Below are 24,713 nucleotides of genomic sequence, written 5' to 3' on the forward strand. Positions count from 1 at the left end.
TCTGTTGATCCTGGTTTAAAAATCAGATCAAAAGATCGCAGCCTTCGGCAGCTCCTACGGATTGGTGTTACGCGCCAGGTGGCGATTTCGCCAGTTCAATCCCGGCGGCCCCCAGCCGCTTGAGTATTTCAAACAGCAGCTCGCTTTTGATCGCGCCGACCGTGCGTGGGCTGCCGACATAACCGGTGATGGTCAAGGTGATGCCTTCAGGCTTCAGCTGACTGAAACGCAAAAACGGCGCGGGTTTATCCAGAATGGATTCATGCTCGGTGTAGGTGTCCATCAGCAGGTTTTGCACCAGCTCCGGGTCGATATCCAGCGGGAACATCAGTTCGAGTATCACCACGCCCTGGGCGCTGCCGCCGAGGGTGACGTTGCGCAGGTTCTGCGAAATCAGGTGGGAGTTGGGCACGATCATGATCGAACGGTCGGCCAGTTGGATTTCCGTGGCCCGCACGTTGATCCGTCGTATATCGCCTTCGACTCCGCTGATGCTGATCAGGTCGCCGACCTTCACCGGACGCTCGGTGAGCAGGATCAGGCCGGAGATGAAGTTCTTCACGATCTCCTGGAGACCGAAGCCGATGCCCACCGACAATGCACTGACAATCCAGGCCAGGTTGGTCCACTTGACCCCCAGCGACGACAGTGTGAGTAGCACCACGGATGCGTAACCGATGTTGGCAAACAGGGTGCTGAGCGAGGCGCACATGCCCGGGTCCATCTCGGTTTTTGGCAGGAACTCGTTATCCAGCCAGCGTCGGAAGGCGCGAATCAGGTAGATGCCGATCACCAGGGCGAGGACGGCATTGAGCAGGTTGTCCGGGACGATGTTCAGCTTGCGCAGCCCCTCACCACCGAGAATGGCCACGGTGCCGGTGACCAGTTGCCCGAGCGTCGTCCCCACGCCGCCGACGAACAGGGCAATGACGCCGATCAGCATCAGGATGGCGCGGCCAGCCCCGGACATGACGGTGCAGATCTGCTCCAGGCGCGGATTGCCGATGCCCAACAGCTGCTTGATCGCCTTGCCGGAGGCTTGCCGGGGCGAGAAAAGGTAGTCGCAGGTGTCCTGGTAGACCTGTGTCAGCAGGTAGAAACCGGCGCAGATGATGAATATCCAGACCAGTTCATAGGTGATGAACCGGGCCATCGTCACATAGCCGATCAGCAGGGCGAACAGGGACACCACCACGGCCGCGCCGGTGAAGGTGTAAATCAGACCGGCGAAGGTGGTGACGCCTTCGGGGGCTTCTCCGGCAACGATCAGGTCTCTGCGTGTCTTGCTGACGCGCAACAGCAGCGCACCGATCACCAGTGCCGCGACCAGTGCCACGATGCCCCGACCGAACAACACCACTTCGGCGCTCATGCCGGTGACATTGCTCATCTGCACCAGGGTCACCAGCACCAGCAGCAGGCTGGCCAGCAACCGCGGATAAGGCTCCATCGCCAGAGCCACCGGGTCGGCAATATCGGGCAGGCGCCATGAAGGATGTTTGGTGGATAACAACGCGCGGCTCAATCCGGTGATCAGCACGCAGGTATAGGCCAGCTTTTCCAGGTATTGCGCCAGGTCGGCCAGCAGCGGGGTGTAGGGCAGTTGCCGGGTCCCGGCAAAGTGCAGCAATTGCAGGGCGATGCCGGCGGTCAGTAGCGTCGCGATCACCGACGCCAGCGCAAGGGAGCTGCGCCGCAACCGGCCTGCAGGCATTCGATGAAAGCACAGCCACGCCAGGCCCCGCCCGGCGAGGTTTCGACCCACGGTCCATATGACCAGGGCCAGCAACAGCAGGGCGGCCGTGATCCCGCGTTGTCCGGGTTGCCAGGCGGCCCGGTGCGTGGCCTCGAGTTGCTCGATGAGGGCGCTGAACCGCTGACGGTCCTCGATCGGCAGAGCGAACAATGGCGACCAGAAACCCGGGTACAGGATGCTGCTGGTCTGCTGGGTCACTTCCGCTTCCAGCAGGCTGCGCCGGATGCTGGCAATCTGGGTGATCAGTTCGGCGGCACTTATTTTTAGCGCGGCCAGGGTTTTGAGTTGGCTGTCGATCTTGTCCTTTTGCTCGCCGAGGGCATCTCGTTGGGTGGTGATGGCAGACGTCACCTGTGCGTTCTCGTCAAGCGGCACTGGCCCCAGCACGTTGAGTTGCGCCTGCAATTGCGCCTGTCCAGGCAGCAGCGATGTAGACAGGCGTTCAATCTCCTGAATCAGTACTTGTACCTGGTCCTGTGAGCTTTCCAATTGGGTGTAATTGCTGGCCTGGGAAACCTGCTGCTTGAGGCTGTTGAGCTGGTTCTGCACCCCCAGCAATTCGCCGTCGGAGATGCTGATGATCGGGGCCGCGGGGGCGGGAGCGGGAGCGGGGGCAAGTGCAGGAGTCGGGGCGTCGGCCATGTCCCCCGCCAACAGCCATCCCGGGCTTGCCGCCAGAACCGCGAAGGCGACGTGAATCATTGACTTCAAGACATTGCGCATCGGCGAGCTCGACGGGTTGTTAGTCACTTAGCCAATGAGGTTAGGTCAAGACACGCACCCTAGAGCATTGTTTTGTCGGAAGGGCCCCGGCTGGTTTTTGCCTGGGTGTGACTCATGTAGCCGGTGGCTGGCCTGACAGCGTTCAGGTTAGCGAGGCGATCCCTCAGCGGGTTGCGGCGCCGTTGGCGGGTGGTTTGAGCAAAACAGATCAACCCACGGAACCATGGCCTAAGCTTGTTTGCAGGCCCCTGCTTATCGTGCACCTCGATGGGCAAGCGGCACCTATAAAAACAATGCAATCAGGAGATACCCATGTCCGCCTTGATCCGTCGTTTCAGTCGCTGCATGGCCGCCGGCTTGACCGCTGCCGTGCTTGTCGCACCAGCCTTTGCGCTGGATACCGTGAAATTCATGGCCCCGGGTTCCGTGGGCGGTGGTTACGACCAGACCGCCCGGGTGCTGGGCAAGGCCATGGTCGAGGCCAATACGGCCAAGGCCGTGACTTTCGAGAACAAGGGTGGGGCGGGCGGGACCCCGGGACTGGCGCAATTTGCCAACAGCACCAAGGGTGACCCGAACGCATTGCTGGTGGTCGGCGCGATCATGGTCGCGGGCATCGAACAGAACAAACCGCAGATCAGCCTGAAGGATGTGACGCCCATTGCCCGGCTGTTCACCGAGTACAACGTGATCGCCGTGCGCAAGGAGTCTGAATACAAGACCCTCGATGATCTGATCAAGGCCTTCAAGGCCAGTCCAACGAGCATCACCTGGGGCGGCGGCTCCAAGGGCTCGGTGGATCACATTGGCATTGCCGAGCTGGCCGGCAAGCTGGACGTGCCGGTCAACAAGGTCAACTACGTGGCCTTTGGCGGTGGTGGCGAGGTGGTTGCCCAGGCGCTGGGCGGCCAGCTCAAGGTGATCACCGGCGGTTATGCCGAGCTGGGCCAATACATCAAGACTGGTCAGTTTCGTGTCCTGGCCATCGGCGCGCCGGAGCGGGTTCCCGGCATTGATGCACCGACCCTCAAGGAAAGCGGCTATGACGTGACGATCGGCAACTGGCGCGGCGTTTATGGTGCAGCGGGCCTTACCCCGCAGCAGCGTAAAGAGGTGATAGACGCGGTCGTGGCCGCCACCAACAGCAAGATCTGGCAGGACAATATCCAGGCCAATGCCTGGACGCCCAGCGTGCTGACTGGCGATGACTTCGGCAAATTCGTCGAGGAAGAACACGTGCGGTTGCGCGCCATGCTGGTCAAGGTCGGGCTGCTTTGAGATGGCCACACAGCGCGCAGTGGTACCGACGCAATTGGCGGTCGGCATCGGCCTGATCGCCATCAGCGTCGTATTGGCGATCGGCGCCTACCGGTTTCCGCCGGAAATGGGCTTCGTGATCCTCCCGGCGTACGTCTATCCCTATGTCGTGGCGGCGTTTCTCGGTGCAGTGGGACTGCTGCTGGGGTATCAGGCGGTCAGTGGCGGTTTTCGCGAGCTGGATAATGACGCCACCACGGTGCCCGGTGGAAAAACCGGTGCGGTCTGGGTGACGACGGGGCTTGTCGGGGTGGCGCTGCTGATCAACCTGATCGGGTTTGTGCTGGCAGCCGGGTTGCTGTTCGCCTGTTCGGCGCGGGGGTTCGGCAGCCGTCATCCCCTGCGGGACCTGGCCATCGGCATTGCCTTGACCCTGCCGATCTACTGGCTGTTCAACGCCGGGCTGGGGGTTTCCCTGCCGTCGCTGATCAACATCTGGCTTTGAAAGGAGCTCGACACCGTGGACATTCTTTCAAGCCTGGCGATGGGTTTTTCCTCGGCGCTGACGCCGATCAATCTGATGTGGGGGTTCATCGGCTGCCTGCTCGGCACTGCCATCGGCGTGTTGCCGGGGATCGGTCCGGCGCTGACGGTGGCCCTGCTGTTGCCGATCACCGCCAAGGTCGATCCTACCGGCGCGCTGATCATGTTCGCCGGTATTTATTACGGCGCGCAGTTCGGTGGTTCCACCACCTCGATCCTGCTCAACACACCCGGCGAATCGTCTTCCATGGTCACGGCCCTGGAAGGCAACCTGATGGCGCGCAACGGCCGGGCCGGTCCCGCGCTGGCAACGGCGGCGATCGGCTCGTTCGTCGCCGGCACCATCGCCACGATTTTGCTGACGCTGTTTGCGCCCATTGTGGCCAGGCTGGCCCTGAACTTCGGCCCGACCGAGTATTTCGCGATCCTGGTGCTGTCGTTCACCACCGTGTCGGCGGTGCTCGGCGCTTCCATGCTGCGCGGGTTTGCCTCACTGGGCGTCGGGCTGACCATCGGTTTGATCGGCCTGGACTCGACCTCGGGCATTGCCCGCTACACATTGGGTGTTCCCGAACTGGTGGACGGCATCGAAGTAGTGCTGGTGGCGGTCGGTTTGTTCGCGGTGGGCGAGGCCTTGTACAGCCTGCTCTATCAAAAGGAATCAAACGAAGGCCGGCATCGCCTGACCTCATTGTGGATGACCCGCGCCGACTGGAAACGCTCGGTGCCTGCGTGGCTTCGGGGCACGCTGATCGGTTTTCCGTTTGGCTCGATTCCGGCCGGTGGCGCCGAGATTCCGACCTTCCTGTCCTATTCCGCCGAACGCAAACTCAGTAAGTACCCCAAGGAGTTTTCCGCCAACAAGGGCGAAGGCGCCATCGAAGGCGTGGCCGGCCCGGAAGCGGCCAACAACGCCAGCGCGACCGGGTCTCTGGTGCCGTTGCTGACCCTGGGCATCCCGACGTCCGCCACCGCGGCGATTCTGCTGGCGGCATTCCAGAACTACAACCTGCAACCGGGGCCGATGCTGTTCGAAACCTCCGCGGAACTGGTCTGGACGCTGGTGGCCTCGCTGTACATTGGCAACGTGATCCTGCTGGTGTTGAACCTGCCGCTGGTGGGGCTGTGGGTCAAACTGCTGCAAATCCCCCGGCCGTACCTGAACGCCGGCATCCTCGTATTCGCCACCATTGGCGTGTATGGCATGCGCCACTCCTCCTTCGACCTGATCCTGATGTTGGCCATTGGCTGGGGCGGGGTGCTGATGCGCCGTTTCGACTTCCCCGTCGCCCCGGTAATCGTCGGCATGCTGCTGGGGCCGATGGCGGAGAAACAATTGCGTAACGCCTTGTCCATCAGCGAGGGCGACTGGACGGTGTTCCTCACGCAACCGATCTCGGCGTTCTTCCTCGCCCTGACGCTGCTGGTGCTGGTGGTGCCCCATGTGCTGCATAAACGCGGCATCAAGTTGCATGAGGATGATTGAGTCCTGCGATGCGCAACCCCTGTGGGAGCGAGCTTGCTCGCGATGGCGGAGTGTCAGACACCTGTGATGTCGACTGTCACGCCCTCATCGCGAGCAAGCTCGCTCCCACAGGTTCTGGGGCCTACTTGGCGGACTGCGTTGTGGTTTGCGCGGTGAACCATTGCATGACGGGTGCGCAGGCTGGATGCGATGCCGCCGATGGTTGCAGGCACAACGAGTAAATCCCCCGGGTCTTCAACGGCTCACCAAACGGAATCACCAGTTCTCCCCGTTGAATCGACTCGCCCGCCAGGGTCATGTCGGTCATCGCCACGCCAAGGCCCCGGGCGGCGGCATCGAGCGCCAGTTCGTCGAGATTGAAGGGGATGTGCCGATAGTCATGCAGCGCCTTGCCGCCATGGGCTGACAGCCAGACCTGCCAGTCATGTTGATCGGAGGAACGGTGCAGCAACGCGAACCCCGACAGATCCTCCAGCGAAGCCAATGGCCGATCGGTGGTGCCCAGCCCTGGTGCACATACGGGCACCAACGCTTCTTCGAACAGGGTCAGGCAATCGGGCGCTGTGGCCGGCTCGGGCAGATAGAGAATGTAGGCGTCGCTGTCACTGGCCGGCTCGACCACTTCAGTGGCCACGGTTTCGATTGCCAGGGATACGTCCGGGTGATGCCGGTAGAACTCGTTCAACCTGGGCAACAACCAGCGCACCGCCAGTGACACGTGCATGCGAATGCGGAACGGGCGCTTTTGCGGCGCGAGCCGGTCTTCGAGGGTGCGCAACTGTTCGAGGATGCTGCGGGCGCTGGCCAGTACCTGTTCGCCCTCGGCGGTCAGCTGAAGGCTGCGGCTGCTCCTGACAAACAGCGCCACGCCAAAGTGGCCCTCCAGTTGCTGGATCTGTCGGCTCACGGCGCTTTGGGTCAGGCAGAGCTTTTGCGCCGCCTGGGTGAAGCTGCCCGACCCGGCGACCTCGACCAGGGCTTGCAAGCCCTGCAGTGAGGGCACGTGGCGAATCTTGTCCATGCGTTTTCAGAATGCCTCGATGATTTAATAACGTTGGTTGCCCGGGTTTTGAGCCTTTAGATTCTAGTCATCGCCGCCGTCCTCGAAAACCATTTATGCAAATCCTGCATGCAGTGCTTTGGATCGAGACGGTTCGCAGAACAAGAAAACGAGGTGACGCATGGAAAATATCTGTGGCTGGATTGCGCAAGCGGGGAGTTCACCCCTGCGCGAGCCGCTCAAAGGCACGCAGCAGGCCGACTGGCTGGTAATCGGTGCCGGCATCACCGGCCTCAGTGCCGCGCACGCCCTGGCGCAAATGCACCCCCAGGCACGCATCGTGGTCGTGGACCGGCAGCGGGCTGCGCAGGGGGCATCGGCGCGCAATTCCGGTTTTGTGGTGGCCCATGAGCATCCTGCCGCTGGCGAGTTGGTGGGCAGTGACGGATTCGCCGGGTATCAGGTAGATACGTCCATCGGCCGCGCGGCTGCCGACGAGGTCCGTAAGCAGATAGCCCGCCATGGCATCGAATGCGACTTCAGGGAGTCGGGCTATTTCTTCGCCGTCAGCGATCCACGCAAACTGACCCAGGTCGAGGTCAAGCTGCAGACCCTGCGTGCCGTGGGCGCCAGTGCGCAGTTTCTGCAAGGCGAGTCGTTGCTCGAGAAACTCGGCAGCCGGCACTACCGCGCCGCGATCTGGTGCGGCAACGGCAATGCGCTGCTGCAACCTGCGAAGTACGTGAGGGGCTTGCTCGATGCCCTGCCGCCGAAAGTGACGGTCTACGAGAACACCGATATCACAGGCCTTGAGCGCCTGGGTAACGGCCGGATTCGCGCCAGGGGCCAAAAAGGCTGTGTCGAGGCCAAACAGGTATTGGTCTGCCTTAACGCCTTTATCCCCCGCGCAGGCATCGAGGACAGTGGCACATTCGCGATGGAACTCAGTGCCAGCCTCACGCGCCCCCTCAGCGATCAAGAGTTTCAAACCCTGGGTGCGCCAGCGTCCTGGGGCGTGCTGTCGACCCGTCCGCTCGGGGCCACGGTGCGCCTGACCCCGGATCGCCGGGTGATGATCCGCAACACCGCGGAGTACCGCTCGAGGGATTTGTCATTGAGCGAATTGTCGACTCGCCGCCAGCACCATGTGCTGGGGTTGCAACGACGTTTCCCGATGCTCGGCGAGCAGGACATCGAATACACCTGGACCGGACATCTCAGCGCTTCGCGTTCCGGGCAACCGTATTTCGGCAAAGTCGAGGAGGGCGTGTTTGCCGTGGCCGGGTGCAATGGTTCCGGCGTGGCGCGGGGCACGCTGTGGGGCCGCTTGCTGGCGGAGCTGGCCTCGGGTCGTGAGTCGCCGCTGATGCGGTCGGTCATGCAACGGGCACAACCCGGCTGGCTGCCGCCCAAACCCTTGCTCGACATCGGTGCCATGCTGCGTATGCGCGTGGAAGCGGTCCGGGCCAGAAGCGAAATCTGAAAACACCCGTTTCACAACAAGAACAAAAGCACTTCCCATCGAAGGTGATTCAACATGCGCGTCAATACGCTTTCCCTTGTGGCCCTGATTTCGACGTTTTCCGCCGTCACCCATGCCGACGAAACCGTCAACATTTCCAACTGGAACGGCTACATCGCCGATGACACCCTGGCCAATTTCACCCGGGACACCGGGATCAAGGCGACCTACGACATCCACGACAGCAACGAAGTGCTGGAATCGAAGCTGATGACCGGCAACACCGGGTATGACGTGGTCAGCCCGTCGAACCACTTCCTGTCACGCCTGATCAAGGCCGGGGCCATCCAGAAACTCGACAGGAGCCAGTTGCCCAACTGGAAAAACCTCGACCCGGCGCTGATGAAAAAGCTTGAGGTCAACGATCCGGGCAACCAGTACGGCTACCCCTACATGTGGGGCACGGCGGGCATCGGCTACAACGTCGAGAAGATCAAGGCGATCTTCGGCAATACCGACGTCACCCGGTCCTGGAGCCTGTTCTTCGACGAAAACAACATCAAGAAGCTCAGCGAGTGTGGGGTGGCGATCATTGACAACCCGACGCAGATCCTGCCGATCACCCTCAATTACCTGGGCCTGCCACCCCACAGCCATGAGCCGGCCGACTACAAGAAAGCCGAGCAGGCGCTGCTGAAAATCCGGCCTTACGTCCAGTATTTCCACGCGTCCAAGTACATCAGCGACCTGGCCAACGGCAACGTCTGCGCGGTGATCGGTTTCAACGGCGACATCGTGCAGGCCGCCGCGAGTGCCGAGGAGGCGAAAAACGGGATCGACATTGCCTACTCGATCCCGGACGAGGGTTCCACCTTGTGGCTGGACATGGTGGTCATGCCCAAGAGCGCGCCACACGAGAAGAACGGCTACGCCTACATGAACTACCTGCTGGAGCCGAAGGTGATTGCCAACATCAGCAACAGCATCCACTACGCCAACCCCAACAGTGCGGCGGATGCCTTCGTCGACCCGGCGGTGAAGCAGGACCTGGCGATCTATCCGCCCAAGAGCGTGATGGACAAGCTGTTTACCGTCGAGGACTTGCCCGCGGCCATTGCACGGTTGAGCACGCGGTTGTGGACCAAGCTGAAAACCAATACCTGACCGATTGGTGATTCCGGTCAATCAGATGTGACACTGCACCTGTGGCGAGGGAGCTTGCTCCCGCTGGGCAGCGAAGCGGCCCCGGCTCTTCATACGAAAAGCTGGGACTGCTGCGCAGTCCAACGGGAGCAAGCTCCCTCGCCACGGTTACTCGTTTGCCTGAGTCAACGATTCATTCAGGCGTCGATGGCCGGGAAGTCGATGTCGGTCAGCACAGCATTGTTCAGGTAGTTGGTCAATGTCTGCGAAGCCACATGGGCGATCACTTCGATGATCTTGCTGTCGTCGATACCGGCGCTACGGGCAGCGGCGAGCTGCTCGACGGTCAGGTGACCACGGCTTTCGGTGATCTGGCGGGCGAGGGCGGCAATGGCGTTGAGCTCGCCGTGTCGTGCGCTGAGGATGTCCTGCTTCGACAGCCCGGCCTTGCCGGCGAACAGCGTGTGAGCCGCCAGGCAGTAGTCGCAACCGTTGACCTGCGAGGTGGCAAGGAACACCGCTTCCTTTTCCGTGGCGCTCAGGGATGTCTTGCTCAGTGCGGCTGAGTTTTGCAGATACGAGGCTAGCACCGCTGGGGCATGGGCCAGTACTTTGAAGAGATTGGGCAGAAAACCGATTTTCTTCTGCACGCCTTCCAGCAGCGGGCGGGTGGCGTCGGTGGCGTGTTCCAGGCTGATCGGGGTAATGCGGGTCATGGTGATACTCCGTGGTGTGAAGCGCGGTATGCGCTGGCTACGGAGCTGATGTTAGGGAGAGTGCCTGGTGTTTTGGGTGCGAATCGTCGAGGATATGCGACAGATCGTCCAGAACTGCTTCCGGGAGCCTGTCATGGATCGCTTGTCTACGTTGCTCACACACTTCGGCGTCAATGCCGGCACTTTTCATAGCGGTACGTTCTGCGGCACCGCCGCCTACGACGGACAACAGGCCAGCGGTCATTTGCACCTGCTTCAAGCGGGCGAGTTACTGCTCAAGATGGGCGACCAGCCGGACCTGCAACTGACCGAACCGAGCCTGATCTTTTTCCCCCGGCCCTATCGACATCGCCTGTTTGCGTCTGAGTCGTCCGGCACGCAGCTGGTGTGCGCGACCCTGGATTTCGACGGCGGTGCGGGCAATGCCCTGGCGGCGGCGCTGCCGGATTATCTGGTGCTCAAGCTCGATGAAATCCCGACCCTGGCCGGGACCCTGGAATGGCTGTTCAACGAGGCGTTCGACGGTACTTGCGGGCGCGAAGCGGTGATGGATCGTCTGTTCGAGCTGCTGGTGATTCTGTTGCTGCGGCACATCCTGAGCACCACAGGCCAGCAACCGGGCATGCTGGCCGGCCTCGCCGATGCGCGCCTGGCGCGGCCCCTGAGCCTGATGCATCAAACCCCGTCCAAGGCCTGGAGCGTGGCCGAACTCTCGGTTGCCGCCAACATGTCGCGGGCCAGTTTCGCCGAGCATTTTCGCCGGGTCGTCGGGCAGACGCCGGTGGATTACCTGGTGAGCTGGCGCATCAGCCTGGCCCAGAAACGCCTGCGCGAGGGCCGGCCGATTGCGCTGATTGCCGAGGAAGTTGGTTATGAGAGCCCCTCGGCGCTGGCCCGGGCGTTTCGGCGTAAAACCGGGCTCAGTCCCAGGGAGTGGAAAGGTAGTTGATTCACCCGAAAACCTTGTGGGAGCGAGCTTGCTCGCGATAGCGGTGTGTCAGACACCATGATGTCGACTGATACGCCCTCATCGCAAGCAAGCTCGCTCCCACAGGTCCAGCGGTGCGGCTTCTTTACGCGGGCATCAGAACTTGAACGCCTGCCGTCCCACCAACAGCCATTTGCCGTCCTGCTTTTGCCAGATCTGGAAGTTTTCGATTTCCGTCGGCACCACTTCGGTGCCTTTGAGCGCTTGCGCCGAGAAGTGGTGACGAACCAGCGCGACATCGCCGGAGACGGTTATGGTCTGGTTCTGCATCTCAAGGGTCTTGAACGCGCTTTTGCCGGTTTCGATGTCGGCGATGAAGGCCTGCTTGTCCTGGATCTTGCCGCTGGAATGCCCGTAGGTCAGGTTCTCGGCGGTCAAGGCGTTCAGTTCCGGGATGTCTTTGTGCAGCATGGCCTGGGTCAGGTGGTCGACCGCCTGGGCCACATCCTTGTCCGCGGCGGCCGGGGTGGCGGCGACGTAGCCGCTGAACAGGCACAGAAAACCGATCAGCACTTTTGCTTTTTTCATGGGTGTTTCCTTGTTGTTGTAGGGATAGCGCGATGACTGGATGAGCATTCATCAGTCATCGTACAACTTATCATGAGGCAGAGGAAAAAAGCGAACTTGCCTGGTGCCCTTGCCTCGAAGTTAAAAGGGCGATGCCCTGACTTCGAGGTAGTGCGCCATGCAGCCTGATCCGCGTATACGGTTCGACCTGACGTTGCTCATGGTGTTTGTGCTGGTGGTCGTGGCGTCGGGTTTTTCTCCCCGCAGCCGGGTGGACTGGGCGCTGGAAAACCTGCTGGTGCTATTGCTGGTGGGGACTTTGGTGGCGGTATCTCGTCGGTTCCGCTTGTCGGCGATGTCCATCACGCTGGTGTTTGCGTTTCTGTGCGTGCATGAATTGGGCGCCCATTACACCTATTCCCTGGTGCCTTACGATCACTGGTCTTCGGCATGGTTGGGCTTCAGTTTTGACCGGGCGGCAGGTACTCACCGTAATCACTACGACCGCCTGGTGCATCTGAGCTACGGGTTGCTGCTGGCTTATCCGGTGCGCGAAGTGCTGCGGCGACTGACGCCGCTGCGCGGGTTCTGGCTGTTTTTCGTGACCCTGAACATCATGCTGTCGACATCCGCCTTGTATGAACTGGTGGAGTGGGTTGGCGGTGCCTTCCTGGGCAATGACACGGCGAAGGCCTTCGTCGGCGCGCAAAACGATCCGTGGGATTCGCAAAAGGACATGGCCATCGCGGTTGCCGGGGCGTTTGTCAGCCTGTTGCCGGTGTCCTTGCGCGACAGGGTGCAAAAGCAAGCAATGACGACTGCAAGGTGATCGGTTCAGGCTTTGAAGTAGAGGTTGCCTGACAGGCCGCCTGCTCGCGATGGCATTAGACCAAACAGCGCCAGACTCAAACCTTACAGGTACTTATCCGTCACAGCCCCCTCCGAAGCACTGGACACCGTCTTCGCATACTTGGCCAACACCCCGCGCGTGTACTTGGATGGCGGCCGCACCCAACGCGACTTGCGCTCGGCCAGCACGGCATCGGAGACATCCACCGTGATCTGCCGGGTTTGCGCATCGATGATGATCCTGTCGCCATTCTCGACCAGCGCAATCGGCCCGCCTTCAAAGGCTTCCGGCGTGATATGCCCGACCACGAAACCGTGGGAACCACCGGAAAAACGCCCGTCGGTGATCAGCGCCACCTCCTTGCCGAGGCCCTTGCCCATGACCGCGGAGGTCGGCGAGAGCATTTCGCGCATGCCCGGGCCGCCCTTGGGCCCTTCGTAGCGGATCACGATGACATCGCCGGGCTGCACTTCGCCATTGAGAATGCCGGCCAGCGCACCTTCCTCGCCGTGATAGACCCGGGCCGTGCCTTCGAAACGCAGGCCTTCCTTGCCGGTGATCTTGGCCACGGCGCCGGTGGGCGAGAGGTTGCCGCGCAGAATGACCAGGTGAGAGTCCTTCTTGATCGGCTGGTCGAAAGGCCGGATCACGTCCTGGCCGGCGGGGTAGTCGGGCACGCTGGCCAGGTTTTGCGCCAGGGTCTGGCCGGTGACGGTCAGCACATCACCGTGCAGCATGCCGGCGTCGAGCATGCGCTTCATCAGCGGTTGAATGCCGCCGATGGCCACCAGTTCGCTCATCATGTATTGACCGCTGGGGCGCAGGTCGGCGACCACCGGGGAAACCTTGCCCAACTCAACGAAGTCATCCAGGGTCAGTTCGACATCCACCGCGTTGGCCATGGCCAGCAGATGCAGCACGGCGTTGGTCGAGCCGGCGAGGGCGATCACCACGCGAATGGCGTTCTCGAAGGCTTTGCGGGTCATGATGTCGCGAGGCTTGAGGTCGAGCTTGAGCAGCTCCATCACCTGCTGGCCGGCGCGGAAGCTGTCCGAAGCCTTGTCGCCGCCGATGGCGTCCTGGGAGCTGGAACCGGGCAGGCTCATGCCCAAGGCTTCAATGGCTGAGGCCATGGTGTTGGCGGTGTACATGCCGCCACAGGAACCGGGGCCGGGAATCGCCACTTCCTCGATCTGCTTGACCTGGATCTCGCTGATGTCGCCCCGCGCGTGCTGGCCCACGGCCTCGAACACGGAAATGATGTCGGTGTGGCCGGCACCCGGCTGGATGGTGCCGCCATAGACAAAGATCGACGGGCGATTGAGTCGCGCCATGCCGATCAGGCAGCCCGGCATGTTCTTGTCGCAGCCGCCGATGGTCACCAGGCCATCGAAACCCTCGCAACCGGTGACCACTTCGATGGAGTCGGCGATCACCTCGCGGGACACCAGGGAATACTTCATGCCTTCGGTGCCGTTGGCGATGCCATCGGAAATGGTGATGGTGTTGAAGATCACGCCCTTGGCCCCGGCGGCATTCGCGCCTTTTTCGGCTTCGAGCGCCAGCTTGTCGATGTGCATGTTGCAGGGCGTGACCATGGCCCAGGTCGAGGCGATGCCGATCTGCGGCTTGGTGAAGTCTGCATCGGTAAAGCCCACGGCCCGCAACATGGCGCGTGCCGGTGCGGCCTCCACGCCGTCGATCACTTGAGAGGAGTACTTGCGCAGATCGTCTTTGTCGCTCATGACTGGCTCCTGTCGCTGATGGCTGTTGCTCACACACGCGTTGGGAAAAAACAGGATGAGTATAGAAGGCCGGGCGCCCGGGCCCGGACTAACCGGTCGGGAACAGACGCGCGGGTAAGCCTTGTCGTGATATTCTTGGCGACAACTTGGTTTGACCTGTTCAGTTTGCGTGTCCTTGAGACGTGCCGACGGAATCACTGTCGCTCAAGTAGCTGAAGCCAATAAAGATAAGAAGTCAGTTCAGAAGGGACATTAAAGTGGGGTCGATGCGGTTCATCGGCCTTGTGTGCCCACCCTGCAATCCTTGAGTGCCGCACCCGTGACTGCCGTGAAATACGGGGCAGTGCGCATGAGGATGGAAGGGCGGATGGCGTTTTATCATAGGTGCTACAGATGTTTAAAAAAGTGAACACGGCCCTGCTGGGGCTGGCTTTGTCGATGGGGATGTCTGCCGTCCACGCGGAAGAAGCCAAGAAAGTCGATGTGCTGCTGATCGGTGGCGGCATCATGAGCGCGACCCTGGGTGTGTGGCTCAACGAGCTGGAACCCGGCACCTCGATGCAAATGATCGAGCGCCTCGACGGCGTCGCCCAGGAAAGCTCCAACGGCTGGAACAACGCCGGTACCGGTCACTCCGCCCTGGCCGAGCTGAACTACACCCCGGAAGACGAGAACGGCAAGGTTTCGATCCCGAAGGCCGTTGAAATCAACGAAGCGTTCCAGATCTCCCGTCAGTTCTGGGCCTGGCAGGTTCAGCAAGGCGTGCTGAAGAACCCGCGTTCGTTCATCAACTCCACGCCGCACATGAGCTTCGTGTGGGGCGATGACAACATCAAGTTCCTGAAAAAACGCTACGAAGCCCTGCAAGCGAGCCCGCTGTTCGCCGGCATGCAGTACTCCGAAGACCCGGCTGTGATCAAGCAGTGGGTACCGCTGATGATGGAAGGGCGTGACCCGAGCCAGAAAATCGCGGCCACCTGGAGCCCGCTGGGTACCGACGTAAACTTCGGCGAAATCACCCGCCAGTTCGTTGCACACCTGCAAACCACGCCGAAGTTCGACTTGAAGCTGTCCAGCGAAGTACAGGACATCACCAGGAACGAAGACGGCAGCTGGCGCGTCAGCTACAAGAACCTCAAAGACGGCAGCAAGACCGAAACCGACGCCAGGTTCGTGTTCATCGGCGCCGGCGGCGGTGCCCTGCACCTGCTGCAGAAGTCCGGCATTCCTGAAGCCAAGGAATACGCTGGCTTCCCGGTAGGCGGCTCGTTCCTGGTGACCGAGAACCCGACCATCGCCGAGCAACACCTGGCCAAGGCCTACGGCAAAGCCTCCGTTGGCGCACCGCCGATGTCGGTTCCGCACCTGGACACCCGCGTGCTGGACGGCAAGCGCGTGATCCTGTTTGGCCCGTTCGCGACCTTCAGCACCAAGTTCCTCAAAGAAGGTTCGTACCTGGACCTGCTGACCACCACGACCACCCACAACGTGTGGCCAATGACCAAGGTCGGCATCAAGGAATACCCGCTGGTGGAGTACCTGGCAGGCCAGCTGATGCTGTCTGACGAAGACCGCCTCAACGCCCTGAAGGAATACTTCCCGAACGCCAAGGCTGAAGACTGGCGCCTGTGGCAAGCCGGCCAGCGCGTGCAGATCATCAAGCGTGACGAAGCCGCCGGTGGCGTGCTGAAACTGGGCACCGAAATCGTCGCTTCCCAGGACGGCAGCATCGCCGGCCTGCTGGGCGCCTCCCCGGGCGCATCGACCGCCGCACCGATCATGCTGACCGTGCTGCAGAAAGTGTTCAAGGACAAGGTCGCGACCCCTGACTGGCAGGCAAAACTGCACCAGATCGTACCGAGCTACGGCACCCAGCTGAACGCCAGCCCTGAGAAAGTCGCTGAGGAGTGGGCCTACACCGCCAAGGTGCTGGAACTGACTCCGCCACCCGCGGTGATCGCGCCGGCTGTGAAACCAGTGACTGTCGATACGGATGCGAAGGCTCCGAAGGCTAGTGCTGCGAGTGATATGGCTCTCTAATTAGACTGCCGGATCAAAAAAAGCCCACTGAACCGGTAACGGTCAGTGGGTTTTTTTGTGGGCGACAACAAAGACATCGTTTCAAACAAAACCTCTCTATGCCGAACGTTTCGCCACCCCCTGTCATCAATTGCAAAGTCCCTGACGCTCAATGTGAAGCAGCCCGCTTGCACGTGACGATACTGGTTTGTTTTCCGAAGTCGAACCGTAAAGCGAAACCGCACTGGCACCTTCAGGCCGATGCCTCTTCACCCTGACGAGGGACTGTCAGTTGCATCTCAATAAAACAATCATAGAGAGCGCAGAATGAAGTTCAGTTTTGTAGACAATAGCCAGCCGACCCGCCGACGGGTCTTGCGCGATGCTTTCACCCTGGCTTTGGCGGCCTCGCCGTTGGCAAGCCTGGCCAGGGCAGCCGACGAGTCCGCAGCGGCCAGCGAATCCGCCGAGGAAGTGACCTTTGCCGCCGGCCCACGGCCGCTGGTGCAATACCCGCAAAAACGTCCGTTGACCCTGGTGACCACTCGGCCGCCGCATCTGGAGACGCCATTCCCCGTCTTCAATGAAGGGCCGATCACGCCCAATGACGCTTTTTTCGTGCGTTACCACCTGGCCAATTTCCCGACCAGCATCGATCCGGACAGCTACCGCCTGACGATCAAGGGTTCGGTCGACACGCCGCTGTCGCTTTCCCTTGCCGAGCTCAAGGCCCTCGCCACACCGGTAGAGGTGGTGGCCGTCAATCAGTGTTCGGGTAACAGCCGTGGCTTCTCGATGCCTCGCGTGTTCGGTGCTCAGTTGGGTAATGGCTCCATGGGTAATGCGCGGTGGGTGGGGGTACCGCTCAAGGCTGTGCTGGAAAAGGCGGGGGTAAAAGCCGAGGCCCGGCAAGTGACTTTCCGTGGGCTCGATAAACCTGTGCTGCCGAGCACGCCGGAGTTTATCAAGGCGCTGGACATCAGCCATGCCATGGACGGCGAGCCGATGATCGCCTGGTCGATGAATGGCACCGACCTGCCGTTTCTCAACGGTTACCCGATTCGTCTGGTGGTGCCAGGCTACTTCGGTACGTACTGGGTCAAGCACCTGAGTGAGATCGAAGTCCTCGACCATACCTACGACGGATTCTTCATGGCCAAGGGGTACCGGCTTCCGGATAACGAATGCTTGTGCATTGCCCCCGGCACCACGGCGGCGAAAACCCTGCCGATTTCCAAATTGCCGGTGCGCAGTTTCATCACCAGCGTTAAACACGGCGATGTATTGCCGCTGAATAAAAGCATGGTGCTCAAGGGCATTGCGTTCGACGGGGGCGTTGGGGTCAACAAGGTGGAGGTGTCGATCGACGGCGGAAAAACCTGGCGTGAATCCACGCTCGGGCAAGACCTTGGTCGTTTCTCCTTTCGTGAGTGGACACTGCCGATCACCTTTACCGGCAAGGGCGCCACGCAGTTGATGGTGCGAGCGAGCAACAGCGCTGGCGAGACACAGCCGTTACAAGCCGACTGGAACCCCGCGGGCTACCGCCGCCACGTCATCGAAACCACCCACGTGACCGTCGCCTGAGGAGGACCGCATGAAATTTGTGAAATGCATGACCGCCTTGCTGTGCGCCGCTCAGGTTTGCCTGACGACCCTGGCAGGCGCCGCGCCGCTATCGATCACGCTGCCGCCTGAAACGGCTGCGTTCAAGCCCAGCTCGATGCCTGGCTACCCGTTGGCGCAGCAGAAGTGTTCCGTCTGCCATTCGGCCGATTACATCAATTTCCAGCCGCCGGGCCTGAGCCTGGCGCAATGGACCGCCGAAGCGGGCAAGATGCAGCACGTGTATGGCGCTCCGATCAGCGACCAGGATGTGAGTGTTATTGGCGCTTACCTGGCGGTGACCTACGGCAGTGCGAAGGCCAATGATGCCGATGTTCTGGCGGCCTCGAACGCCCCGGCGCCCCAAACCCCGGCGGTGTCCGTGGCAAAAGTCGACGCCAAGGCCTTGCTGCAGAACAACGCCTGCCTGTCCTGCCACGCGATCGATCACAAAGTGCTGGGCCCCGCCTACCGCGATGTGGCGGCCAAATATGCCAGGGACCCGCAGGCAATGGACCGGATTATGTCGAGCATCCAGCACGGCGGTAGCGGGAAGTGGGGAGATGTCCCCATGCCGCCTTACGCGCAGTTGAGCCCGGACGACCTGAAAAGCCTGGCGACCTTTATCCTGCAACAGTAAGTCAGTCTAAGCCTGATGCGAAAAGCCCACTGAACCGGCGACGGTCAGTGGGCTTTTTTGTAGGCGCGGGCTTGTTCAAGGCATTGAGGAGTTGGTTGTACCGAAGCGCTTGAGAATGTCCTGGTACATCTTGGTCCGCCGGTGATTCTGGCCATAGCCGCCAGCAGCGGCGACGGTGCCGGCCTGGACGTGGTCCAGGTACTTGAATATTTTGCCGGGCGAAAGAAACACGACTTTGTAGCCAAGCCCGATCACGCGGTCTTGCAGCTCATAACCGGGCACACGGTCATCGATCTGAAAATGCAAACCGCGCTGCTTGATCAGCCTGCCATTCCATAACGTGCAAAAGCTTTTCAAGTGGGTTTCCCGGTAGGGCTTCGGGTCTTTCGAGCGCAGGCCCAGCGATTGCTTCAGGCGTCGGTAGTGGTGCTTGAACAGGCGTGAAGTGAAGCGCCACACGGTCCTTGGCAGTCCGCGGTTGAGTTGCTCGGTGCAACCGACCGCGATGACGTTTTGATCCTTGGTGCAGTAGTCCATCATCATCGCAAAGACGTTTGCATCGAAGATGAACGTGTCGGTGTGCATCAGGAACAGGTAGTCGGTATTGATTCTGGCCAGCGCCATGTCCAGCGCTTTGCCATGGGCGATGTGCCCCGGTTCTTTGGCGGGGGCATCGCGCTCGATCAGGTTGATCCAGTCCAGTGAGCGCAAATACTCGACGCTGGCGTCCGCCGAACCGTTATCGACCACCCAGACCGCAATACCTGATTTTTGTGCAGGCTCCTGCAACAGCTCCAGGCAGATCCTGGTGAGCTCGGGGGTTTTGTAATTAACCAGAACGATGCTGAACGGAGGTTTGGCGCTTGTATCGACACTGCCCATCTTCGAAATGCTCGACTACCCGAAAGTGTCGAAGACTAACGAGACAACCTTAGCCCAAGCTTAATTTCACCTGCACGACACAGACGCTGGCTATCGCTGCCTGACGCCTCGAACGAGCCCGTGCGCACCTCGCCGCTGCGGGTGTAGCGGGCGATTATCCGCCACGGGAATGACCGGCTTCATGTTCGACGAAAGTCGTATGGCGGTTGGTGCTGCCAAATGTTATTTGGCTTTTGTCTTGAAAGCGCAATTGCAAATTTGTATCATTCGTTTTCAAGTCAGCGAAGCAGGGAACGCCGCGCCAAAACAATAATAAGGTCAAGGCAATGCTCAAAATGCTTCTCGTGTACGGTCATCTGCTCGCTACGTGTATTGCCCTGGGGAGGGTGTTGCAGGCGGATCACAAGCTTTGGAGTTGGCGCAAGGAATTACTGGACCAGGCGAGGCTTGAATACCTCGATGAAACCCAGAAAATTGTCAGCCTCGCATTGCTGGCTCTATGGGCAAGCGGGCTGTTGCTGGTGCTTCAGGGTTATCTCTATGAAGGCGAGGCGTATCTGCTCAATCAGAAACTCTGGGCCAAGGTGACGGTCGTCGCGCTGTTGAGCCTCAACGGTGCACTGTTGCATCGAGTCGGCTTCCCACTGCTGCAAAAGGCTCCCTTCGTCGCACTGCGCAGTGCAGGCCGCACGCGACTCGCCCTGTTGGGGGCGCTTTCCATGAGCGGTTGGCTGTTCGCCGCTTTCCTGGGGGTGGCTCGAGCCTGGAATCACGTGTTGCCTTACCTGCATGTGATGGGCGCATTCGCCGCATTCTCGTTACTGGCTTGTTGTGTGGCACTGGCAGTCGCCGGCAGGGCGGGCAGTGTCGGTGCGCAAAAATCCTCGGTACCGGGGTAGCGCCCGACAGAGCGTATTTCATCCCTGTAAACTCGGGCTAGCTTCATTGCGCGGGAATAATTCCCGCGCATGAAATTCAGGCTTCTCCCAAGATGTTCCCGGATTGCAACGGGTATTGCGTTGGCACCGCGCTTTGTAAATTCATGGGATTATTTCCCACGCGGCTATACTGGGGTTATCTACCCAGGAATTCGCTGAATGCAATCATCCACGCTGCCCACCTCGCTCCTCAAAGCCTTGCGGCATGTCATGCAGCCGCTGGTGCGCCTGATGCTGCGCAAAGGCGTCACCTACCTGGTGTTTGCCGACCTGCTCAAGGAGGTTTTCGTCGAAGTGGCGGACCGTGAGTTTCGCCTGGGCGAGAAGGCGCCGAGCGACAGCCGCATCAGCCTGCTCACCGGTGTGCATCGCAAGGATGTACGGCGCCTGCGCAATACCGGCGATCCGGCTGCTTCCACGCTTCCGGAAAACATCACGTTCGGTGCGCAACTGGTCAACGCCTGGGCCAGCGCGCCCTTTTGCAACGACGCCGGCCAGCCACAGCCACTGCCTCGATTGGCCAGTGTCGGTGGCGACCGTTCCTTTGACGCCCTGGTGGCGAAGGTCAGCACGGATATCAGGGCACGGGTGGTGTTGGACGAGTGGCTGCGCCTGGGGATCGTGCGCCTCGACGAAAAAGAGCGCGTGCACCTTGAAGCCCAGGCCTTCGTGCCACAAAAGGGCTTCGATGAGAAAGCGGCTTACCTGGGGCATAATCTGCATGATCATGCCTGCGCTGCGGTACACAACCTGAGCAGCGAAGGCCCGGCCTTTTTTGAACGCAGTGTCCACTATGATGCATTGGCCCCAATGAGCGTCGAGGCGTTGCGCGAGGCCGTGGCCAGCGAGGGAATGCAGGCCCTGTTGAGCTTCAACCGACTCGCCGCCGAACTGGAATTCCGGGACCTGCCCAGCCTTGAGCCGCGCCAGCGCATCACGGTCGGCCTGTACTTCTACACTGAAGCTTCCGATCCCAATTCACCAAAAGCTCCTGAATCATGACCGTCAAATTGCGCCTGATTCGTGCAATCGCCCTCGTTCTGGGCCTCGGGTTTGCGATTGTGCTGCAAGCCGCCCCAGCCTGTGTCAGCCAGAATGACGTGGGCACCAGCGAAGTGCCGGTCATCCAGGCACCAGGGGGCACCGGCGGTACGGGCGCAGCGCCTGGCGGCATGGGCGGTACCGGGATCGACGCCGACAACGGTGGAGTCGGTGGTACCGGCGCACCGTTGAAAAAACGCCCTGGCGGCATTGGCGGCACCGGGGCCGTTGCAGGCGGCGTGGGGGGGACAGGCATCAGCGACGATAACGGAGGAGTCGGTGGCACCGGCATTGTCGGCACCATCACCGGGTTCGCCTCGATCTGCGTCAATGGCGTGGAAGTGCACTTCAACAACAACGTTCCTGTCAGCGAGAACGGTATCGCCAGTTCCAGTACCCGCCTGGCGATAGGCCAAGTGGTTGCCGTGCAAGCGTTCAACTCCCGGCGCGGTCTGGAGGCCGGACGCATTTCTATCCTGCACGCCTACGAAGGTCCTTTGACAGCGCTGCCGCGCGATTCCATGCCCATGCGTGTCATGGGGCAACCGGTACGTCTGGCCAAGGGTGCCCAGGTCGCTGCCGGTCTGCGCCCGGGTGATCCCGTACGGGTCAGCGGGCTGCGCGATGCTCGTGGCGAAGTGGTGGCTAGTCGCATCGATCGGGCGCCCGGCCTCAAGGAGGCCAGCGCCATCGGCCCGGTGGATCGCAGCGGCTATCTCCAGGGGCTCAAGCTCAGCAATCACCCAGGCCCGGCGCAGGAAATGCTGGTGCGCGGCCACTGGTCCGGTCGCGAGCTGGACGTGAACCAAAGCCGCCCCGATCCGAGCCTGCCTTTCATTGGCCGGGCACACAATGCGGTGATCGAGGGGCTGGTACAGGGCCGGCAGGACCGCCATCTGGTGGTGGGCGGCTTTAATGTGACGCTGGCGCACGACACCGTGTTTGTCGGTGTGCAGGCTTCGCAGCTGGGTCTGGATCGACGCGTGCGGATCAACGGCGTGTTCACCGGCGCGCGGGAGGTGCAGGCAACGCGGATCGAATTGCCTCGCGAGCGCTCCGATTCGCCCGCCAGCAACCGGCACGGACGACTCGGTTCCAGCGAGCAAGACACCGACGACTCAAGTGGCTCGGGCAACTCGAGCGGCTCAAGTGGCTCAGGAAACTCCGGAGACTCCGGAGACTCCGGCAATTCCGGCAATTCCGGCAATTCCGGCAGTTCGCGGGGTTCGGGGAACTCGGGCAGTGACAGGAGCGGCCGCTCCGAGAGTACAGGCAGTGTCATCGACGATACCCGCCACGGGGGCGGTGACAGTCATGGCGGTGGCGACAAGATAGAGCGCGTTGATGTGGACAAGTCTGGCAAGTCAGAGCGAGTCGAGAAGGTCGATCAATCCGGTAAAGTCGAGAAAGTGGAGAGGGTAGAGAGGGTAGAGAAAGTAGAGAAGGTAGAACGTCCGGAGAAAGTCGAGAAGGTTGATCGGCCAGAGAAGGTTGAGAAAGTCGATCGGCCGGAAAAAGTTGAGAAGATCGAAAAAGTTGATCGGCCAGAAAAAGTCGAGAAAGTGGAGCCAGCTGAAAAAATCGATCACTCCGGCAGGTCGGGTTAAGCAGCGCAGCCATGATGCACTTTCGTCATAAGTAACTAGTCTGGGTAAGTCACGCAACAAAACATGCGTGTGAACTTCGATGACGCCAGACACGAGGTGAACATGGATCCCAAGCGCATCCTGCTCGTCGGTTGGCTTGCCAGCCTGGCCTTGCCGGCCTTGGCCGATACCTTCACGACCTCGATCGGAACCGACTACTCCCGGGGCGACTATGGCACCGGTACTACGTCCGAAACCTGGTACGTCCCGCTGGTGGGCAGATACGAAACCGGTCCCATGACCTACAAGCTCACCGTGCCCTGGCTACGCATCACCAATCCTTCGGTCGGCCCTGGCGGCGAACCGCTGCCCGGCGGTTGCGGCAAGGTGGAAAGCGGTCTGGGCGACACCGTTGCCGGTGCCGACTATGCCGTGCTTGACGGCAGCGTTGGCGGGCTGTTCGTGGACCTGATCGGCAAGGTCAAGTTGCCCACCGCCGATGAAGACGAGTGCCTGGGCACCGGCAAAACCGACTATTCCGCCCAGGTCGATGTCGCCAAAGCCTTCGGTCCCGTGACCGGGTTCGCGACCCTGGGCTGGAAAAAGTTCGGCGACCCGTCGGGCTCCGACTTCGACAACCCGATATTCGCCGGCCTGGGCTTCGCCATGCCCGTGTTCGCGCGCACCACGGCGGGTGTGTCCTACGACTGGCGGCAAAAAGTTGTTTCCACCGGCGACGAAATCAAGGAACTCACACTCTTCCTTACGCACAAGCTCAATCAGGAGTGGAAGTTTCAGTTGTATGCCGTCAAGGGTTTTTCCGACGCCAGCCCGGACGGCGAGGCCGGACTGTTGCTCAGCCACGCTTTCTGATTCCTGCCCGTTATCCGCCGTACCGGCATACCGGGACAGTTCCTGCTGGTCAGCGGTATGACGTCATTGTCCGCTCCCGGGCATTTTGCAGTTCAGTTTTTCTTCCTGATCAGTTTATTAATGTAGTACTTCAGGCTTAAACGATCCTTGGGCCTTGGTTTGTAGTGGGTCTTGTTTCTTTGTGCCGGATCGATCGCCATGGTTCCCGCGGTATAGTAATAAAGCGCGATAGACCTGCGGGTAATGTGCTCTGGAGTCGTTAAAGGCTCCGGGTGCCCATGATTGCTGTCTTTGTCTGTGTTGAAAATGACGCAGCGATTGTAAATGGGCAGTACTTTTTTAAGGCAGTTCTTCATGCCGACATCCCAAAGTTCCAGGTTGCCGCCGTATTCCTCCTGCCAGTCTTCATTCAGATAAATGATGATATTCAGTCTGCGCTCGACATTAAGTTTTTTGTTGAGCCGGAAGTCCGAGTGTACCCCCAGGAAACCACCGCTTTTTGTTTCGTGCAGGCCACCACCGCTAAAGTAGGGGTCAGGTATCAGTCCTTCGATGCCTGTGAGCTTTTCAAGAAACTGCAACATGGGGGCCGAGTTAAACGCATTGAAAACAGTCTTCAAAAAAGGGTCACATTCGTTGGGACTGATTTGACGTTTGCGTTGACCTTTATAGCCGCGCTCGTAGAGCATTTCATTGTTGGTTGGTTCGACCGGGAAGTGCGAGCAGATGCTCGCAATCAGGTCTTCGTGCAAGAAGTTATCGATGACTATGTGCGGAAATGGCGTAGCCTGAACATAGCGGTCGGTCAACGAGGCACCAAGGGCACTGGCGGCATTTTGGTCGAAATCAAGCTCCGGGGACAGGGTGATAGGTAGTGCTTGAGTGATGGGTGCCATTACCGCTCCAGTAACTTGATATAAAGACTTGTGGGTGACTTGGAGCAATGTTGAATG

Annotated in this window: 22 protein-coding genes; 15 read left to right on the forward strand and 7 right to left on the reverse strand. The window is 60.5% G+C overall.

What is annotated here, in order from left to right; all coding sequences use genetic code 11:
* Positions 1-67: 67 nt before the first annotated feature.
* Positions 68-2,479 carry a DUF3772 domain-containing protein gene (locus AB4O40_RS00320; RefSeq protein ID WP_460056761.1) on the reverse strand — a complete coding sequence of 804 codons (2,412 nt, stop codon included), beginning with the start codon at positions 2,477-2,479 and terminating at the stop codon, positions 68-70.
* A gap of 312 nt (positions 2,480-2,791) precedes the next feature.
* Between AB4O40_RS00320 and AB4O40_RS00325 the strand changes: the two genes are divergently transcribed.
* From AB4O40_RS00325 to AB4O40_RS00335, 3 genes are read left to right on the forward strand one after another with little or no spacing between them, the layout of a single operon-like run.
* Positions 2,792-3,757 (forward strand): Bug family tripartite tricarboxylate transporter substrate binding protein, encoded by a 966-nt coding sequence (locus tag AB4O40_RS00325; RefSeq protein ID WP_460160120.1) that lies wholly within the window; start codon positions 2,792-2,794, stop codon positions 3,755-3,757.
* A 1-nt stretch (position 3,758) separates the two neighbouring features.
* Positions 3,759-4,241 carry a tripartite tricarboxylate transporter TctB family protein gene (locus tag AB4O40_RS00330; protein WP_460056758.1) on the forward strand — a complete coding sequence of 161 codons (483 nt, stop codon included), beginning with the start codon at positions 3,759-3,761 and terminating at the stop codon, positions 4,239-4,241.
* A 15-nt stretch (positions 4,242-4,256) separates the two neighbouring features.
* On the forward strand, positions 4,257-5,765 hold the full coding sequence (locus tag AB4O40_RS00335) for a tripartite tricarboxylate transporter permease (protein WP_056723056.1): 1,509 nt from the start codon (positions 4,257-4,259) through the stop codon (positions 5,763-5,765).
* A 121-nt stretch (positions 5,766-5,886) separates the two neighbouring features.
* On the opposite strand, the gene AB4O40_RS00340 is transcribed toward AB4O40_RS00335, so the two are convergent.
* Entirely contained in the window at positions 5,887-6,786 is a 900-nt protein-coding gene (locus tag AB4O40_RS00340; protein WP_056723054.1) for a LysR substrate-binding domain-containing protein, read from the reverse strand.
* Positions 6,787-6,946: 160 nt separating this feature from the next.
* Between AB4O40_RS00340 and AB4O40_RS00345 the strand changes: the two genes are divergently transcribed.
* Both AB4O40_RS00345 and AB4O40_RS00350 read left to right on the forward strand, forming a co-directional pair.
* Entirely contained in the window at positions 6,947-8,248 is a 1,302-nt protein-coding gene (locus tag AB4O40_RS00345) for an NAD(P)/FAD-dependent oxidoreductase (RefSeq protein WP_056723052.1), read from the forward strand.
* Positions 8,249-8,302: 54 nt separating this feature from the next.
* Positions 8,303-9,391 carry a polyamine ABC transporter substrate-binding protein gene (locus tag AB4O40_RS00350; RefSeq protein WP_460056753.1) on the forward strand — a complete coding sequence of 363 codons (1,089 nt, stop codon included), beginning with the start codon at positions 8,303-8,305 and terminating at the stop codon, positions 9,389-9,391.
* Between the two features lie 176 nt (positions 9,392-9,567).
* On the opposite strand, the gene AB4O40_RS00355 is transcribed toward AB4O40_RS00350, so the two are convergent.
* Positions 9,568-10,086 carry a carboxymuconolactone decarboxylase family protein gene (locus tag AB4O40_RS00355; protein ID WP_056723048.1) on the reverse strand — a complete coding sequence of 173 codons (519 nt, stop codon included), beginning with the start codon at positions 10,084-10,086 and terminating at the stop codon, positions 9,568-9,570.
* A gap of 133 nt (positions 10,087-10,219) precedes the next feature.
* On the opposite strand from AB4O40_RS00355, the gene AB4O40_RS00360 reads away from it, so the two are divergent.
* Positions 10,220-11,035: an AraC family transcriptional regulator gene (locus tag AB4O40_RS00360; protein ID WP_056723046.1), complete on the forward strand. Its 816-nt coding sequence runs from the start codon at positions 10,220-10,222 to the stop codon at positions 11,033-11,035.
* Positions 11,036-11,170: 135 nt separating this feature from the next.
* Here the strand turns inward: AB4O40_RS00360 and AB4O40_RS00365 are convergent, their stop codons facing one another.
* A complete protein-coding gene (locus tag AB4O40_RS00365; RefSeq protein WP_223515445.1) occupies positions 11,171-11,602 on the reverse strand; it encodes a nuclear transport factor 2 family protein in 432 nt (143 codons plus the stop codon).
* A gap of 157 nt (positions 11,603-11,759) precedes the next feature.
* On the opposite strand from AB4O40_RS00365, the gene AB4O40_RS00370 reads away from it, so the two are divergent.
* Positions 11,760-12,410, forward strand: coding sequence for a DUF2238 domain-containing protein (locus AB4O40_RS00370; RefSeq protein WP_056723042.1), 651 nt, complete (start codon positions 11,760-11,762; stop codon positions 12,408-12,410).
* A gap of 83 nt (positions 12,411-12,493) precedes the next feature.
* Here the strand turns inward: AB4O40_RS00370 and ilvD are convergent, their stop codons facing one another.
* Positions 12,494-14,176, reverse strand: coding sequence for a dihydroxy-acid dehydratase (gene ilvD, locus AB4O40_RS00375; protein WP_056723040.1), 1,683 nt, complete (start codon positions 14,174-14,176; stop codon positions 12,494-12,496).
* Between the two features lie 393 nt (positions 14,177-14,569).
* On the opposite strand from ilvD, the gene mqo reads away from it, so the two are divergent.
* The 3 genes from mqo to sorB all read left to right on the forward strand — a co-directional run bounded on the left by mqo (position 14,570) and on the right by sorB (position 18,440).
* Positions 14,570-16,216: a malate dehydrogenase (quinone) gene (mqo, locus tag AB4O40_RS00380; RefSeq protein WP_056723037.1), complete on the forward strand. Its 1,647-nt coding sequence runs from the start codon at positions 14,570-14,572 to the stop codon at positions 16,214-16,216.
* A gap of 306 nt (positions 16,217-16,522) precedes the next feature.
* The gene (gene sorA / locus AB4O40_RS00385; RefSeq protein WP_223542278.1) at positions 16,523-17,782 is read left to right on the forward strand and encodes a SorA family sulfite dehydrogenase catalytic subunit; all 1,260 of its coding nucleotides are present in this window, start codon (positions 16,523-16,525) and stop codon (positions 17,780-17,782) included.
* A gap of 10 nt (positions 17,783-17,792) precedes the next feature.
* Positions 17,793-18,440, forward strand: a complete 648-nt coding sequence (gene sorB, locus AB4O40_RS00390; RefSeq protein WP_056723034.1) for a SorB family sulfite dehydrogenase c-type cytochrome subunit — start codon at positions 17,793-17,795, stop codon at positions 18,438-18,440.
* A 75-nt stretch (positions 18,441-18,515) separates the two neighbouring features.
* On the opposite strand, the gene AB4O40_RS00395 is transcribed toward sorB, so the two are convergent.
* A complete protein-coding gene (locus AB4O40_RS00395; RefSeq protein WP_414913029.1) occupies positions 18,516-19,322 on the reverse strand; it encodes a glycosyltransferase family 2 protein in 807 nt (268 codons plus the stop codon).
* A 181-nt stretch (positions 19,323-19,503) separates the two neighbouring features.
* Between AB4O40_RS00395 and AB4O40_RS00400 the strand changes: the two genes are divergently transcribed.
* The 5 genes from AB4O40_RS00400 (at position 19,504) to AB4O40_RS00420 (ending at position 23,760) form a co-directional block, all read left to right on the forward strand.
* Complete coding sequence (locus AB4O40_RS00400) at positions 19,504-19,635, forward strand: hypothetical protein (RefSeq protein ID WP_263291783.1); 132 nt, start codon at positions 19,504-19,506, stop codon at positions 19,633-19,635.
* Positions 19,636-19,648: 13 nt separating this feature from the next.
* Positions 19,649-20,221 carry a hypothetical protein gene (locus AB4O40_RS00405; RefSeq protein WP_056723030.1) on the forward strand — a complete coding sequence of 191 codons (573 nt, stop codon included), beginning with the start codon at positions 19,649-19,651 and terminating at the stop codon, positions 20,219-20,221.
* A gap of 198 nt (positions 20,222-20,419) precedes the next feature.
* Positions 20,420-21,262, forward strand: coding sequence for a DUF6502 family protein (locus AB4O40_RS00410; protein WP_056723028.1), 843 nt, complete (start codon positions 20,420-20,422; stop codon positions 21,260-21,262).
* Positions 21,259-22,908: a DUF5666 domain-containing protein gene (locus AB4O40_RS00415; RefSeq protein WP_223542280.1), complete on the forward strand. Its 1,650-nt coding sequence runs from the start codon at positions 21,259-21,261 to the stop codon at positions 22,906-22,908. The genes AB4O40_RS00410 and AB4O40_RS00415 overlap by 4 nt, the downstream gene beginning before the upstream one ends.
* A gap of 102 nt (positions 22,909-23,010) precedes the next feature.
* Positions 23,011-23,760 carry a hypothetical protein gene (locus AB4O40_RS00420; RefSeq protein ID WP_056723023.1) on the forward strand — a complete coding sequence of 250 codons (750 nt, stop codon included), beginning with the start codon at positions 23,011-23,013 and terminating at the stop codon, positions 23,758-23,760.
* A gap of 92 nt (positions 23,761-23,852) precedes the next feature.
* On the opposite strand, the gene AB4O40_RS00425 is transcribed toward AB4O40_RS00420, so the two are convergent.
* Positions 23,853-24,656: a 2OG-Fe(II) oxygenase gene (locus AB4O40_RS00425; RefSeq protein ID WP_056723021.1), complete on the reverse strand. Its 804-nt coding sequence runs from the start codon at positions 24,654-24,656 to the stop codon at positions 23,853-23,855.
* Positions 24,657-24,713: the final 57 nt, after the last annotated feature.

Source organism: Pseudomonas sp. S2_F07, assembly GCF_054668325.1.